A 14,472-nucleotide genomic window follows, 5' to 3' on the forward strand; every position below is an offset into this window, starting at 1 on the left:
GCAACGGGGGCGCGGGTGGCCCGGCGTGCGCTCTCAGGTGCTGGCATCTCGATGCCCCTCCGACGTGCCTGTGGCGGTGAGGCGCTCCGACGTCGGATTGTCCCCGATCGACCTCCCGCCCGGGGTGACCGCCCGGCCCGTGGCGGGGACCGTGCCGGCTGTCATCCCCCGCCGGGGGACCGTCGGGCCTCGGGCGACGGGAGGTACCGTACGGCGTGCACCGCCCGACCGACGGCGAGGTGACCGCCCCGAAGGCGGCGGCGGCGCCCTCCGGCGGCGCGCCCTGGCGACGCGAGCGGATCGCGCCGGTCACGTGGCTGTCTGCGCTCGCCGCCGCCGTCCTCACGATGGTGGCGACCGCTCGGGGTCCCGGCCTGACCCCCGACTCCATGAACTACCTCTCGGCCGGCCTCAACCTGGCCGAGGGGCACGGCCTCCGCACCTTCCGGGGGATGGCGCTGACGGTGTTCCCCCCGGGGCTGCCCACGGTCGTCGCCGTCGGCCAGTGGCTCGGGGTCAGCGTCGAGTGGACCGTCCGCACCTTCAACGCCGGCGCGGCCGCCGCATCCGTGGTGCTCGGTGCCCGGTTGCTCCGAAACCACGTGCGGACGCCCGTGCTCGTCTCCGTCGCCACCGTCCTGCTCGCCATCAGCCCACCGCTCCTCGCAGTGGGGAGGATGGCGTGGACCGAACCGGCCTTCATCGTGGCCTCCCTCGCGCTCGTCCTGGTCCTTGAACGCCTGGCCACCACGCACCGGCGCGTCGCCTGGCTGGTCGTGGCCGGGACGCTCGTCGCCCTAGCCTTCCTGTTCCGCTACGCCGGCATCGTCCTGATCCCCACGGGCGCGCTGGCGATCCTCCTGGGCCGCTGGCGCCACGGCTGGCGCGACGCGGTGACCTCCGCGTCGGCCTTCTCCGCCCTCTCGGCGGTCGTCCCCGTCGCCTGGGCCCTCCGCAACCGGGGAGTCGACGGGACCGCCATGGGCTTCCGTCCCCCGTCCACCGACGGGCCGGCGACGGTGGGCGAGCGGTTCGCCTCCACGCTCGGGGAGTGGGCCCTCCCGTCGCCCGCGCCGGCCTGGCTGCAAGGGGCGACCGTCGTGGCCGCGCTCCTCCTCCTGAGCGCCGGGCTGCTCCTCGGGGCGCGGGCCGGCGTGGCGCTCCGCCAGCGGCTGCAGGTGCCCGCGGCCGTCCGCCTGGTGCCACTCCTGCTCTTCGTCGGCGCCTACGCCACCTACCTCGCCCTCGCCCAGTTGGCCACGGCCCTGAACCCCATCGGCACCCGGCTCATGTCCCCCCTGTGGGTCCCGCTGGTCGTCCTCGGGACCGTGGGGCTCGAACGGCTCCCCCTGTGCGTGCCGGAGCCTCGGCGGCGCCTCGCCCGCTCGGTCGGGGCCGGCCTCTTGGTGCTGTTCGTGCTCGGACAGGGCGTCGCCGCAGCACGGGATGTCCGCGCCGCGGCGGTGAACGGGGTCGGGTACGCGGTGCCGTCGCGGCTGTCGCCCGACCTGGCGGCTGCGGTCCGCGACCTGCCGGGCGAGGCGATCCTCTACACCAACGACCCGAACGGCCTCTGGGCGGCCAGCCAGCGTCAACCGCTCCGGTCGTCGCCAGCCAAGGGGGACTACCGCACGGGCGAAGCTCGGGCCCTGCCGGCTCGCTTCCTGCGGCTCACGGCGTGCAACGACAGCTACCTGGCGTGGTCGGATCGGGAGACCCACGACTACTTCTTCACTCCGGACGAGCTGGAGGAGCACGTGCAGCTCACCGTCGCCGCCGCCGAGGCGGACGGCACGCTGTACCGGATCAGCCCCCTCGCGCCGGTCGCCGGCGGTCGGGAGCAGTGCTGAGGACGACCGGCGCGCTACTCCCAGCGGAAGCGCCACGCCGCCAACGCGGGGCCGGCGACGGCCCACAGCGCCAGCACGACCCACGCCGCGCCGGGGACGGCGGCTCCGGTCATGGCCCCGTGGGTGACGTCCGAGAGGGCGCCGACGGGCAGCATCCGGGCCACGACGCGCAGCACGGCGGGCATGTCGTCGAGCGGGACCACGATGCCGCCGAGGAACAACAACACCAGGTAGACGGCGTTGGCCACCGCCAACGTCGTGAGCGCCGGCAACGACCCCGCCATCAACATGCCGATGCCGGCGAAGCCCACCGTGGCCAGGGCCATCCCGAGCAGCGCCAACGCCAGCCCCGCGGTGGGCGTCCACCCCAGGGCGGCGCCGACGACCAGCAAGACGGCGACCTGGATGGCCTCGACGGCCAGCACCGTCGCGAGCTTGGCGGCGATGAGGTCACGGCGACCCAGGGGCGTGACCGCCAGGCGCTTCAGCACCCCGGTGGAGCGCTCGAAGCCGGTGGCGATGGCCAGGCCGGTCATGGCCGTCGACATCACCGAGAGGGCCAGCACCCCGGGTAGGAGGAAGTCGACGGGCTCGGCGGTGTCGGTGGGGAGGACGTCGACCAGGCTGAAGAAGACGAGGATCAGCACAGGGATGAGGAAGGTCAACAGCACCGACTCGCCCCGGCGCAGGGTCAGCACCAGCTCCATGCGCAGCTGGGCGAGGATGCGCCGGACGGCGGGAGCCGAGCCGGGCGCGATGCGGGGGGCGACGACGGTCACGAGGGGTGGCGTCAGGGACGCTGTGGTGTCTCGGGCTCGGGTGCGGGGTCGGACTCGGCGAAGGCGCGCGACACCGCTTCGTAGGTGAGGGGGGCGTCGGATCCGCCGGCCTCGTCCGCGTCACCGGCATCGGGGGCGGTCGGGGAGGCGGGCGGCCGGCGGGCCCGGTCGAGCTCCTCCTCCTCCTTCTGGTGACGGAAGGCCCAGACGAAGAACATGGCAGTGATGATCACCCACAGCTCACCGCCGGCGACGAGCTTCATGAACACCCCGGCGGCTTGCTGGTCGTCGACGACGCTGATGCCGAACGCCCGCAGCGGGGTGTCATAGGCGCGGTAGACGGCGTTGTCGGCGAAGGTCAGCCACCCTCCCGGAACCGTCGGCACGATCGACATGAGGAACAGGTAGACCATCTGCGCCGGCGGGGAGATGCGCCACTCGGCGACGGGCCCGCACACCGGCATCCACATCATCACCGCGGTGAAGACGAGCACGACGTGCACGACGTAGTGGAGGGCACCGTTGGCGACCGAGGCGTTGACGAGGGCGGGCCAGTGCACGGCGGCAAACATGGCGTTGTAGGCCACCCCGGCCACGATCGGGAGCGACGCCAGGCGGACGAAGCGCCGCACCCGACCCTGGCCGAGGATGAGATCCGCGAGCCACCGCGGCGTGGCGAGCAGAGCGAGGGGCGGGACGACCAGGGTGAGCACGGTGTGCTGGACCATGTGCACGACGTAGAGGTACCGCTCGCCGATGTCGTGCATCGGCCAGTCCGACGCCAGCCAGAGCATGGTGATACCCGCCACGGCGGCCGCCAGCTGGCGCCGGGTCACGACCGGCTGGCCCTCGGCCACCACCTTGGGCCCCACGACCCGCACGGCGTAGGTGTAGAGGCCCACCAGGCCGGCCACCAGCAGCCAGACCTCGGGGTGGAGCTGGAGGCGCCAGACGTCCGGAGCCGAGGCGACGGAGAGCATCAGGGCCATGGGGGGTTCGACGCCGTTCAGTTCCCGAAGACCTGGAACGTCAAGAGGGCGGCGACGTACACCGACACCGCCAGCACCAGGCCGGTGTAGAAGACCCGGGTCAGCACCTTGGAATCGAACTTGAGGTGCATGAAGTACGACGCGATGACCACGAACTTGATGGCCATGACCACCAGCAGGGGCCACATGAGCAAGGGCCCGTCGTCGATGAGGTAGGGCCACGCCACCTCGGCCGCGGTGAACACCGCCAGCAGGGCCGCGATCTTGATGTACACACCGTCGCTGGTGTGCTCGTGGTCGCCGGCGTGGGGTGCGTCGGCCACGCGCGGGGCCGCGTCGGCCGCCGTGGTGGGCGACTCGGAGGTGGCGGCATCGGTCATGTCCGGCCTCTCAGGGGATCAGGTAGACGATGGTGAAGATCAGCACCCAGACCACGTCGACGAAGTGCCAGTACAGCCCGACGATCTCGACCGCCTCGGCCCGGGCCCGCGGGATGCGGCCCGCCAGTGACAGCAGAACGGTCGAGAGCAGCATCACGATGCCGAGGGTGACGTGCACCCCGTGGAACCCGGTCAGGGCGAAGAAGGCAGAGCCGGCCGAGTTGGTGGTGAACCCGAGGCCCTCCTTCACGAAGACCTGGAACTCATAGACCTGGCCGGAGATGAAGACCGAGCCGAGCACCGCCGTGGTCAGGAGCCACAACCGCAGCCGGGCGTGCTCGCCGCGCTGGATGGCCGAGACCGCCAGCACCATGGTCAGCGACGACATGAGCAGCACGAACGACGAGATCGAGGTGAGCTCGATGTCGTAGAGCTCGTGCGGTGTCGGCCCGCCCGCCAGGTTGTTGTTCTTGTAGAGCAGGAACGTCGAGATCAGCCCGCCGAAGAGCAGGCACTCAGAGCCGAGGAACACCCACATCGCCAGCTTGGAGTTGGAGATCCCCGTGTTGGTGATGTGGTGGTCGTGATCCTCGCCCTCGGCGTACGCGCCGAGCCCGGCCTCGCGGATGGCCGCGGCCTGCTCGGAGCGCTGCTCGAGCGCCTCGGCCGCCGCTCGCTGGTCAGAGGTGGTGGTGTCAGTCAACGAGCGCGGCCTCCTCGGTCGCGGCGGACTGGCCGCCGTCGCCCTCCCGGTCGGGGGGCGTCACGTGATCGTCGGGGCCGCGCGCGGCCTCGGGGGCGGTCGAGGGCTCGAGCACCCAGCCGTAGATGGCGGCGACGATGAGGATGCCGCCGACCAGGCACAGCCACAGGTTGAAGATGAGCCCCCAGCCCACGAAAGGCAGCCCCGCGGCGAGCACGATCGGCCAGTACGACGGCGAGGGCAGGTGGACGCCCCGGGGGTTGCCAGGTTGCACGATCTGCTCGGAGGTGGCGATGCGCACCAGCTTCCCGTCGCCGTTCTCCTGGTACTTGCGGTGCCAGAAGTCATCGAGGCGGTGCACCGTCGGCGAGATGTCGAAGTTGTGGACCGGGGTCGGCGACTGGATGGTCCACTCCAGGGACCGTCCGTCCCACGGATCGGCCACCATCTTCAGGCCCGACGCCTTGGCCTTCTTGTACGACGACCAGATGTTCCAGAAGAACACGAGGAACGACACCGCGATGGTGAAGGCGCCGATGGTGCTCACGAAGTTCCAGAGGTTGAAGCCGTAGCCGTCACGATAGGTGTAGGTGCGGCGGGGCATGCCCTGCAGACCGAGGATGTGCATGGGGCCGAAGGTGAGGTTGAACCCGACGAGCAGGATCCAGAAGTTGACCTTGCCGACGGTGTTGCCCAGCGTGTAGCCGAACACCTTCGGCCACCAGAAGTACCAGCCGCCGATGAACCCGAAGAGGGCGCCACCGAAGAGCACGTAGTGGAAGTGGGCGACGATGTAGTAGGTGTCGGTCTGCTGGGTGTCGGATGCGGCCACGGCGTGGGTGACGCCCGAGAGGCCACCGATGGTGAACATCGTGACCAGGCCGATCGAGTACAGCAGCGGCGCCTCGAGCTTCAGCCGTCCGCCCCACATGGTGGCGAGCCAGTTGAAGATCTTCACGCCGGTCGGCACCGCGATGAACATCGTCGACACCGAGAAGGCGGCGACCGACAGCGGGCCGATGCCCGAGGCGAACATGTGGTGGGCCCACACGCCCCAGCCCAGGAAGCCGATGGCGATGCCCGAGAAGATCATGAACGGGTAGCCGAAGAGCGGCTTGCGGCTGAACACCGGGATGATCTCGGAGATCACACCGAAGGCGGGGATCACCATGATGTAGACCTCGGGGTGACCGAAGATCCAGAACAGGTGCTCCCAGAGCAGCGGATCGGCGCCGGCGTCGACGTCGAAGAACCGGGCGCCGAAGAGGCGGTCGAAGAGCAGCAGGAACTGCGCCACGGTGAGCACCGGGATGGCGAAGAGCAACAGGAACTGGGTCACCAGGGCCATCCAGGTGAACACCGGCATCCGGAACAGCTTCATGCCCGGTGCCCGCAGGTTGAGGCACGTGACGATCAGGTTGATCGCGCCGACCAGCGAGGCGATGCCGGTGATGATCAGGCCCATGTTCCAGAAGTCGATGCCGTGCGACGGCGAGTAGATGACGCCGTTGTTGGGGGCGTAGTTGAACCACCCGCCATCGGCGCCGCCGCCGAGCAGCCACGACGAGTTGAGCAGGATGCCGCCGCCGAGGAACGTCCAGAAGCTGAGCGCGTTCAGGCGGGGGAAGGCAACGTCACGGGCCCCGATCTGCAGCGGGATCAGGTAGTTCATGAACGCGGCGCCGATGGGCATGACGACGAGGAAGATCATCGTCGTGCCGTGCATCGTGTACACCTGGTTGTAGGCGTCGGCCGAGAGCACCTGGCCGTCGGGGGTGGCCAGCTGCACCCGGATCAGCAGTGCCTCGATGCCGCCTATGAGCAAGAAGAACAGCGACGCGGCGCCGTACATGATGCCGATGCGCTTGTGGTCGACGGTGGTGATCCAGCTGCGCCAGCCGCGGGTGGCCGTGGGCCGGGCGAACACGCCGAGGGGGTTGCGCGGCGGCGCCTCGCCGGAGGGGAGCGCCAGGGGGCCGGAGGTGGGGGTCATGTCGATCTCTCCCGTCGCCTACTTGAGCGTGCTCAGGTAGGCGACCAGCTGGTCGATCTGCTCTTCGGTCAGCTCGAGGTTGGGCATGCCGCGCCGCGGGCTGCGGCCGGGAACGACCTCGGCAGCCATCGCCTTCTCCGCCGGCGGGTTGCGCATCCAGGCCTCGAGGGCACCACGATCGAGGCACCGCTCGAGATCGTCTTCGTCCTCGGCCCAACGAACGCCGAGCGCCTCGCACTCCTCAGTGTCGCGCCGGAGGTCGAACTTGGCCCCGGCGAAGGTGCTGCGGCTCATGAAGTGGGTCAGGTTCGGGGCGTGGCGACTGGCCTGCAGCTCGGGGTCGGTGATGGTGCCGGGGCCGCCGATCGAGTCACGGTGGAACTCCGGGATGCTCTCGTCGGAGAACTCGTCGTCGTTGACGCCGGCCACGAGGTGACAGCTGGCGCAGAGCTGCTGGGTGAAGACCCGGTACCCCTCGGCCTCCTCGGACGTGTCGTCCTCCGCGTAGGTCTCGGCCTCGACCTGTTGATCGGTGACCCACTGGTCGAAGTCGTCGCGCTCGAGGGCGACGACCTTGATCCGCATCTCGGCGTGGGACAGGCCGCAGAACTCGGTGCACTGCCCGATGTACTCACCGGGCTGGTCGGCCTGGAGGTTCCACGGGTGCGATCGGTTGGGCACCGCGTCGCGCTTGCCGTTGAGCTTCGGTGCCCAGAAGGAGTGGATGACGTCGCGGGAGGTGATCTCCAGCCCGACCTGCTCGCCCGACGGGATCACCAGCTCGTTGGCCGTGACGATCTCCTCGTAGCTGCCGTCGCCGTCGAGGTCATAGCGGTACTCCCACCACCACTGCTGGCCGACGACCTGGACCTTCACCGCGTCGGCGGGCGGCTCCTCGTACAGGTTGAAGATGGCGGCCACGCTGAGCACGCCCACCACGCCGAGGATCAGCGCGGGGAGGATGGTCCAGCCGATCTCCAGGGTGTTGTTGCCGTGGACCTGGTGGGGCATGTCGTCGAAGTGCTCGTCGTCGCGAGCCCGGTACTTGATCGCGATGAGCACCGCGCCCCCCAGCACCAGCACGAACACGATGCCGGAGATCACGAAGATCGGGCTGATCAGGTTGTCGATGTCCTTGGCGTACTTGCCCTCGGGCTCGAGGGTGTCCTGGGGGGCGTTGCCGGCGCAGGCGGCCAGGAGGGCGACCACCGCGGCGGGGCCGAGAAGACGGGCCCGGCGAAGGACGGACATGCAGGCTCCTCGCGAAGAGATGTCAGGGTTGGGGGCAGCGCTCATCGGGAGGTCCCGGAGATCACGACGGGCGCAGCGGGAGCGAGCAGGGGGGCACCTTCGGACTCCTCTTCCCCTTCGTGGGGCTCGATCTCGCGGGGTCCGACCGCGGCGCTGATCACGCCGCCGGCCAGGATGGCCAGGCCGCCGACCACGCACAGGCCGGCCACGACCGAGCGGTTGATCCGGGGCCGGGCGGAGAGGGCGAAGGCGACGACGAGCACGATGATCGGCACCGCGGCGAAGAGGACGTAGACGCCGAGCTGCGGCAGGGCGAGGAGGATGCGGGAGACGGCGAGCACGAACACCGCGATGCCGAGGGCCCCGAGGACCGGTACCTCGACGGGCATCATCACCCGGCGCCGGATGGCCCGGTTCACCTCGGCGTCACCGGTGGCCTTCTCGGCCCAGGCGCTGATGGCCCACTCGAAGGCCACCGCGGTGAGCACGGCGATGCCGACGTAGACGAGCAGCGGGGTCGTGACCAGCCCGACGACCAGGGCGCCGGCGCCGAAGGCCCCGAGCACCGGCCAGTAGCTGCCGGCGGCGGGGGCGACGACCTCGGGGACCGCATCACGCTCGATGAGCTCGGCGGTGGCCTCGACCGAGGCGTCGCGGAAGGCCGCGGTGGTGGAGCCGAGGAACAGCCCGGCGCCGACGAGGCCCATGAGCACGGCGTAGCCGATGTGGTCGCCGACGCCGCCCTTGTAGCCCAGCGTGATCACGCCGGTCAGCGTCGACATGCCGACCTCGCTGGGGTTGGTGGCGCCGCCGTAGACCAGGGCCGCCACGAGGGCGGCGCCGGCGAGGCCGAAGAACCACTTGGATCCGGTGGTGAGCACGTCGATCCCTACTTGGTCACGTAGACGGCGTACCAGATCACGGCGAAGATGGCCGTGGTCAGGTACCAGATGAGGCTGGCGGCGACGATGCCCTCCCGGTCGCGCCCGGCGTACTCGCCGCCGAGGGTGCGGACGGTCATCAGCACCGCGAACACGAGGGCGCCGACGACGAGGGCCAGGTGGGCACCGGTCACCGCGTAGAAGAGCAGGCCGGCGGGGTTGGTGTCGCCCGCCACCGGCAGGCCGGTCTGGGTGTAGAGGAACGAGGTGGCGTTGACGACCGCGGCACCGAAGAGGATCGTGATCGCCAGGGCGAAGTAGGCGTTGCGCCGGTCGTTCTTCTTCACCGCGTCGACGGCCCACTGCATCGTCACGCACGACAGCAGAAGGGTGCCGAACGCGATGTTGGCCGGCGTGAGCGGCACCGCGCCCGAGGCGTCGGCCAGCCACACCGGTGCCTCGCCATCGACCTCGGGGCCGGTGATCACGGCGTGGCGGACCGAGAGATAGATGCCGATCAGCCCGGCGAAGCCCATGATGATGGCTCCGCCGGCGAGGGCGGTGCCCACGAGCAGCACCCGGGGCCGGCTCCCGCCGGCGGCGGCGGCGTCGGGGACGAGGTCGTAGGCGGCGCCGTGGACGGCCTCGTCGTGGACGGCCTCGTCGTGGACGGCGCTGGCGGTGGCGGTGGCCATCAGGCGGAGACCTCCTCGGCGTCGGCGTCGACCCGGAGCGGCTCGGCCGAGGTCACCGCTGGGACATCACCATCGAAGTTGGAGAACGAGGGCGGCGAGGCGGTGGCCCACTCGAGGGTGTGGCCGTCCCACGGGTCGGCGGGCTCATCGGCGCGCCGGCGACCGACCAGCCCGGAGGTCGCGACCAGGCCTCCGAGCAGCACGAGGACGGCGCCGGCCACGGCCGCGGCGTTCAGGGCCTCGATGCCCGTTGCCGCCTCGTCACCGTCGCCGAGGAGGCCCGAGAGGGCCTCGGGACCGGCGAGCACCACGGCTCCGAGGGCGATGACCAGGGGGGCGGTGCGGCCCGGGCCCTCGCCGGCGACCCGGCCCACGACCTTGGTCGACCAGTGGTAGAGACCGGCGACGAGCCCGATGGCGGCGGCGACCAGGGTGAGGTGCGCCTGCGCCGTGACCCACTGGGTGCCGGCCAGCTCGAGCGCGCCCTCGAAGGCGGTGGCCGCGCCGACCAGGGTGGCGAGCAGCAGGACCAGGGTGGCGATGATCCCACCGACGAGACCGCTGGTGACCTTCGGGAACCGCTGTCTCAGCATCCCGGCGGCGAGGCCGACGACGGCGAGCACCGGCAGTGGGGCGAGGAGCGCCATGGCCTTGGTGACGGGCTGGTCGGCCGCCTCGGGGGAGGAGATGGCCTCGAGGGCGAAGGCGCCGACGCCGAGGACGGCGAAGGCACCGATGGCGACGCGCGCCGCGCCCCGTTGGACCAGGCGGACGCCGGACGCGGTGGTGGCGGCATCGAGGACGAGGCCGAGCACCGGGATGGCCACGGCGTAGACCTGCGGCTGACGACCGAACCACGCGACCTGCTCGTACATGGCCGGTCCGCCGTCGCCGATGAAGACCTGCCCGTAGCGGTGGTCGACGTACATGACGATCAGCACGGCGACGAGCACCGGCAGGGTGAGCAGCCAGAGGACCGACGTGCAGAGCATCGACCAGCTGAAGAACGGCACCCGATCGAGGCCCATCCCCTTGGTGCGCACGGCGAGCACCGTCGTGGCGACGCAGACCGAGCCGAGGACCAGGGCCACGGCGACGAGGGCGGTGGCCGCGAGCCACAGGTCGACGGCATCGGAACGGCCCCCGCCGGGCCCGCCGTTGATGGCGTACGCGGTGACGGTCATGCCCGCCCCGACCAGGAAGGTCCAGTAGGAGGCGGCCGCCGCCCGGGGGAAGGCAATGGTGCGCGCGCCGACCTGGAGGGGGACGACCACCATGGCCAGCCCGAGCAGCGCGGGGATGAGGACCAGCAGGGTGGCCGACGTGGCGTGGAACGTGACCACCTGGTCGGCGGTGCTCTCGTTCAGGATCGTGTTGCCGGCGACGCCGTCGATGCGATCGATGCCGGCGAGGAGGCCCGCCACGCCCGAGGCCAGCGCCATGAGGAGCGCGGTGCCGACGTAGAGGCGGCCGACGACCTTGTGATCGGCGGACCCGAGGATGCCGGCCAGGCCACCGACAGGCGCCGCGGTGCGCACGGGGGCGTCGGGCGCCGTGGGCCTCGGGGGGGCTTGGGTTGCGGTCATCGACGCGTGGACCTCGTCGGCGACGTCCCCCACGAGCGGGACGGGACGCCACCCGGTGGAGAGACGGTTCCTATCGGGCGGGGACAATACACAGGGCCTCCGAGGGCCCCCGAATCACCTGCGAACAGGCGCCTGCGGGGTGGGGGGGCACCGGAGGAGCCCGTCACGAGGGCGGTGCCGGCGATCACGCACCACCGGCCAGCAGCTGGTCGAGGGCCATGGCCCCGAAGAGGAGGGTGACGTAGGTGATCGACCAGTGGAACAGCCGCATGGCCTTGGCCGCGCCGGGTACCCGCATCAGGTCGACGGTGAGCCCGAGGTAGGCGGCGCCCAGCACACCGGCGGCCGCCAGGTAGAGCGGACCCATGTCCGCGACCGGGGCGAACAGGAGCGTGGTGGCCCAGAGCACCGCGGTGTAGGCGACGATGCGGCGGGTGACCGTCGCCATGCTCGCGACCACCGGGAGCATGGGTACCTCGGCAGCCGCGTACTCGTCCTTGTAGCGCACCGCGAGGCACCAGAAGTGGGGCGGGGTCCACACGAAGATCACCGCGAAGAGGACGATCGGGGCCCACGTCAGGGTGCCGGTCACCGACGACCACCCGATCAGCACCGGCGCCGCGCCGGCGGCGCCGCCGATGACGATGTTCTGCGTCGACGTGCGCTTCAACCACAGCGTGTACACGAAGACGTAGAAACCGGTGGCCGAGACGGCGAGCACGGCCGAGAGCAGGTTGACCGCTCCCCACAGCAGGGCGAAGGCGGCCACCTCGAGCACCACGGCGAAGGTCATGGCGGCCCGGGGGGTGATCTCACCGGTGACCAGCGGACGGTTCTGGGTGCGCTTCATGAGGGCGTCGATGTCGCGGTCGACGACCATGTTGATGGCGTGGGCACCGCCGGCGGCGAAGGCGCCGCCGAGCACGGTCCAGAGCACGAGCCAGCCCGACGGCAGGCCCCGGGCAGCCACGATCTGGGTGGGCACGGTGGTCACCAGCAGCAGCTCGATGATCCGCGGCTTGGTGAGCGAGACGTAGGCGGCGACCTTCGACCGCGTCGGGCGCGTCGGCATCGCGGCGTCGCGGACCACGGACTCGGAAGGAGGCGGCACGGGAGCGGACGGCACGGGAGCGGACGTCGCCTCGTCGTCTCCTCGCGGCGACGAGGAGGGGTCGGCCTGACGAACGGCGGCGCCGACCCGGCGGTGGGCCGGGGAGACGGCGGCGGCACCGGTGGTCGGCAGGGTCACAGCGGCGAGACTACGGCCGCTTTCGAGAAGGGGCCAAAGGGGAGCAGAGATCGTCCCCGCCTTGGCTCGGAGTGGGCGCGCGGCCGTAGCCTTCGACCGTGGCCGTCCTCGACCGGGCCCCTGTCCTCTCGCCCCTCGCCTACCGACGCATCACGCTCGTGGCCCTCTGGTCGCTGGTGTTCATCGTGGTGACCGGCGCCGGGGTGCGGCTGACGGGATCCGGACTGGGTTGCTCGTCGTGGCCGGGCTGCGAGCCCGGCGAGCTCATCCCTCGCGGCGAGTCGTCGTGGAACCCCTGGATCGAGTTCGCCAACCGCCTCATCACCGGCGCGGTGTCGGTGGCGGTGGCCCTCGCGGTCCTGGGATCTCGGCGGCGCCTGCCCCGACGTCGCGACCTCACGCTGCTCTCCTGGGGCCTCGTCGTCGGCGTGCTCGCCCAGATCCTCCTCGGCGCCCTCGTCGTTTCGTTGCACGTGCACCCGGTGGTGGTGCAGGGCCACTTCCTGCTCTCGGCCGTGCTCGTCGCCAACGCTGTCGTCCTCCACCACCGCGCCGCTCGCCCCGACGGGCCCGACGGCACGCCCGGGGCGACGACCCCGATGGCGGGACCCACCGTCGTGCGCCTGGCCCGTGTCGCCGTCGCCGTGGGAGCGATCGTGATGCTCGCCGGCACCCTGGTGACCGGGGCCGGACCTCACGCCGGTGACGCGGACGCCGAGCGCCTCTCGATCGCGGTGCGCTCGGTCGCCATGGTGCACAGCGGCCTCACCTGGGTCTTCCTCGCTGTCGTGGTCGTGCTGGTGGTGCGCATGCAGCGCGAGATGGTGGGTGCGGTGGCGATGGAGCGGGCGCGCGTGTTGCTGACGGTCGTCGTGTTGCAGGGCGGGTTGGGGTACCTGCAGTACCTGACGGGTGTGCCCGAGCTGCTCGTGGGCCTCCACGTGCTCGGGTCGATGCTCGTGTGGGCGGCGGTGCTGCGACTGCTGCTGGTGCTGGCCGAGCCGCTGGCGGCCACCGGCCGTCAGCCCGTGGCCGTGGGGGCCCCGTCGGTCGCTCCGCCCGGCGTCCCGACGTAGCCGCCCGGCCCCCGCACCTGGGAGACTCACCCCATGTCGACGACCGAGGTGGCGCCGCTCGAGGTGCTCGACCCGATCGCCGACGAGGACACCGACCTCGACCGCCCGTGGCAGGTCATCGTGTGGGACGACCCCGTGAACCTGATGTCGTACGTGGCCTGGGTGTTCCGCAAGCTCTTCGGCTACCCCAAGGAGAAGGCCGACCACCTCATGCTCCAGGTGCACAACGACGGCAAGGCCATCGTCACCTCCGGGCCGCGCGACAAGGTCGAGCTCGACGTGTTCCGCCTCCACGAGCACGGGCTGTGGGCGACCATGGAGCAGCAACCGTGAGGGCGGCGAGCCGATCCTGCCGACGACAGCAGCCGCACCGACCCAACCCCGAGCTTGCGTCGCGGGATCGCGCCCGGCGCGACGCCGCGAGGCCGAAACGGCCGGCCGGCGCACCCGAGGACGGTGCGCTCGAGGACCCGTCCGGGTCGGAGGTCCGAGCGTGCCCCGAGGACCGCTGAGAAGGATGGCGCGCCGCGCCGTCTCCCGGAAGCGCAACGGCACCTTCGTGCTGCGCCTCGACGACGACGAGGTCGAGCTGCTCACCTCCCTCGCCGGCCAGCTCGACCCCATGCTGGACGACCCGTCGGCCGATCCGGCCCTGCGCCGCCTGTTCCCTCCGGCGCACCCCGACGACCTGCTCGCCGAGGCGGCGTGGCAGATCGAGCAGGGGGGAGGGCTGCGCGACTCGCGGCGGGCGGCGTTGGCGGCCCTCAGCCGACCGGCGGGCGAGGCCATGTCCGAAGACGAGCTGGTCCAGTGGATGAACGGGGTCAACTCGCTGCGCCTGGTGCTGGCCGAGCGTCTGGGCGTCGCCGGCGACGGGAGCGAGGACGACGCCCTGAACGAGGCGCTGGCCGCCGCAGGCGGTGAGGCCGACGCCGAGGCCGAGGTGGCGCGCCGCTTCCTCGGGGCCTGGCGGCTCTATGAGCTGCTGGGGTGGATGGTCGACGGTGCGATCCGCGCCCTCGGCGACCCGACCGACTGAC

Annotated in this window: 14 protein-coding genes; 4 read left to right on the forward strand and 10 right to left on the reverse strand. The window is 71.3% G+C overall.

Annotated elements, in window-relative coordinates:
- Positions 1 to 215: 215 nt before the first annotated feature.
- Positions 216 to 1,850 (forward strand): glycosyltransferase family 39 protein, encoded by a 1,635-nt coding sequence (locus VNL12_RS05065; protein WP_325592121.1) that lies wholly within the window; start codon positions 216 to 218, stop codon positions 1,848 to 1,850.
- A 14-nt stretch (positions 1,851 to 1,864) separates the two neighbouring features.
- Here the strand turns inward: VNL12_RS05065 and VNL12_RS05070 are convergent, their stop codons facing one another.
- From VNL12_RS05070 to VNL12_RS05115, 10 genes are all read right to left on the reverse strand, one after another.
- Positions 1,865 to 2,629, reverse strand: coding sequence for an ABC transporter permease (locus VNL12_RS05070; RefSeq protein ID WP_325592123.1), 765 nt, complete (start codon positions 2,627 to 2,629; stop codon positions 1,865 to 1,867).
- 11 nt (positions 2,630 to 2,640) lie between these two features.
- Positions 2,641 to 3,618: a cytochrome c oxidase assembly protein gene (locus tag VNL12_RS05075; RefSeq protein WP_325592125.1), complete on the reverse strand. Its 978-nt coding sequence runs from the start codon at positions 3,616 to 3,618 to the stop codon at positions 2,641 to 2,643.
- A 17-nt stretch (positions 3,619 to 3,635) separates the two neighbouring features.
- Positions 3,636 to 3,998 carry a cytochrome C oxidase subunit IV family protein gene (locus tag VNL12_RS05080; protein ID WP_325592127.1) on the reverse strand — a complete coding sequence of 121 codons (363 nt, stop codon included), beginning with the start codon at positions 3,996 to 3,998 and terminating at the stop codon, positions 3,636 to 3,638.
- Between the two features lie 10 nt (positions 3,999 to 4,008).
- On the reverse strand, positions 4,009 to 4,701 hold the full coding sequence (locus VNL12_RS05085; protein WP_325592129.1) for a cytochrome c oxidase subunit 3: 693 nt from the start codon (positions 4,699 to 4,701) through the stop codon (positions 4,009 to 4,011).
- The gene (ctaD, locus tag VNL12_RS05090; RefSeq protein WP_325592131.1) at positions 4,694 to 6,694 is read right to left on the reverse strand and encodes a cytochrome c oxidase subunit I; all 2,001 of its coding nucleotides are present in this window, start codon (positions 6,692 to 6,694) and stop codon (positions 4,694 to 4,696) included. The genes VNL12_RS05085 and ctaD overlap by 8 nt, the downstream gene beginning before the upstream one ends.
- An 18-nt stretch (positions 6,695 to 6,712) precedes the next feature.
- Positions 6,713 to 7,945, reverse strand: coding sequence for a cytochrome c oxidase subunit II (coxB, locus tag VNL12_RS05095; protein ID WP_325592133.1), 1,233 nt, complete (start codon positions 7,943 to 7,945; stop codon positions 6,713 to 6,715).
- A 41-nt stretch (positions 7,946 to 7,986) separates the two neighbouring features.
- On the reverse strand, positions 7,987 to 8,826 hold the full coding sequence (locus tag VNL12_RS05100) for a hypothetical protein (RefSeq protein ID WP_325592135.1): 840 nt from the start codon (positions 8,824 to 8,826) through the stop codon (positions 7,987 to 7,989).
- 8 nt (positions 8,827 to 8,834) lie between these two features.
- Entirely contained in the window at positions 8,835 to 9,521 is a 687-nt protein-coding gene (locus VNL12_RS05105; RefSeq protein ID WP_325592137.1) for a cytochrome c oxidase subunit 3, read from the reverse strand.
- Positions 9,521 to 11,140 (reverse strand): cbb3-type cytochrome c oxidase subunit I, encoded by a 1,620-nt coding sequence (locus VNL12_RS05110; RefSeq protein WP_325592139.1) that lies wholly within the window; start codon positions 11,138 to 11,140, stop codon positions 9,521 to 9,523. Before VNL12_RS05110 ends, VNL12_RS05105 begins: the two co-directional genes overlap by 1 nt.
- Positions 11,141 to 11,291: 151 nt before the next feature.
- The gene (locus VNL12_RS05115) at positions 11,292 to 12,356 is read right to left on the reverse strand and encodes a heme o synthase (protein ID WP_325592141.1); all 1,065 of its coding nucleotides are present in this window, start codon (positions 12,354 to 12,356) and stop codon (positions 11,292 to 11,294) included.
- A 98-nt stretch (positions 12,357 to 12,454) separates the two neighbouring features.
- Here VNL12_RS05115 and VNL12_RS05120 point away from each other — a divergent pair, with 98 nt between their 5' ends.
- From VNL12_RS05120 to VNL12_RS05130, 3 genes are all read left to right on the forward strand, one after another.
- The gene (locus tag VNL12_RS05120; protein ID WP_325592143.1) at positions 12,455 to 13,432 is read left to right on the forward strand and encodes a COX15/CtaA family protein; all 978 of its coding nucleotides are present in this window, start codon (positions 12,455 to 12,457) and stop codon (positions 13,430 to 13,432) included.
- Between the two features lie 33 nt (positions 13,433 to 13,465).
- The gene (clpS, locus tag VNL12_RS05125) at positions 13,466 to 13,765 is read left to right on the forward strand and encodes an ATP-dependent Clp protease adapter ClpS (RefSeq protein WP_325592145.1); all 300 of its coding nucleotides are present in this window, start codon (positions 13,466 to 13,468) and stop codon (positions 13,763 to 13,765) included.
- Between the two features lie 184 nt (positions 13,766 to 13,949).
- Positions 13,950 to 14,471, forward strand: coding sequence for a DUF2017 family protein (locus tag VNL12_RS05130; protein WP_325592147.1), 522 nt, complete (start codon positions 13,950 to 13,952; stop codon positions 14,469 to 14,471).
- Position 14,472 lies beyond the last annotated feature (1 nt).

The organism is Iamia sp. (assembly GCF_035575815.1).
GTDB lineage: Bacteria > Actinomycetota > Acidimicrobiia > Acidimicrobiales > Iamiaceae > Iamia.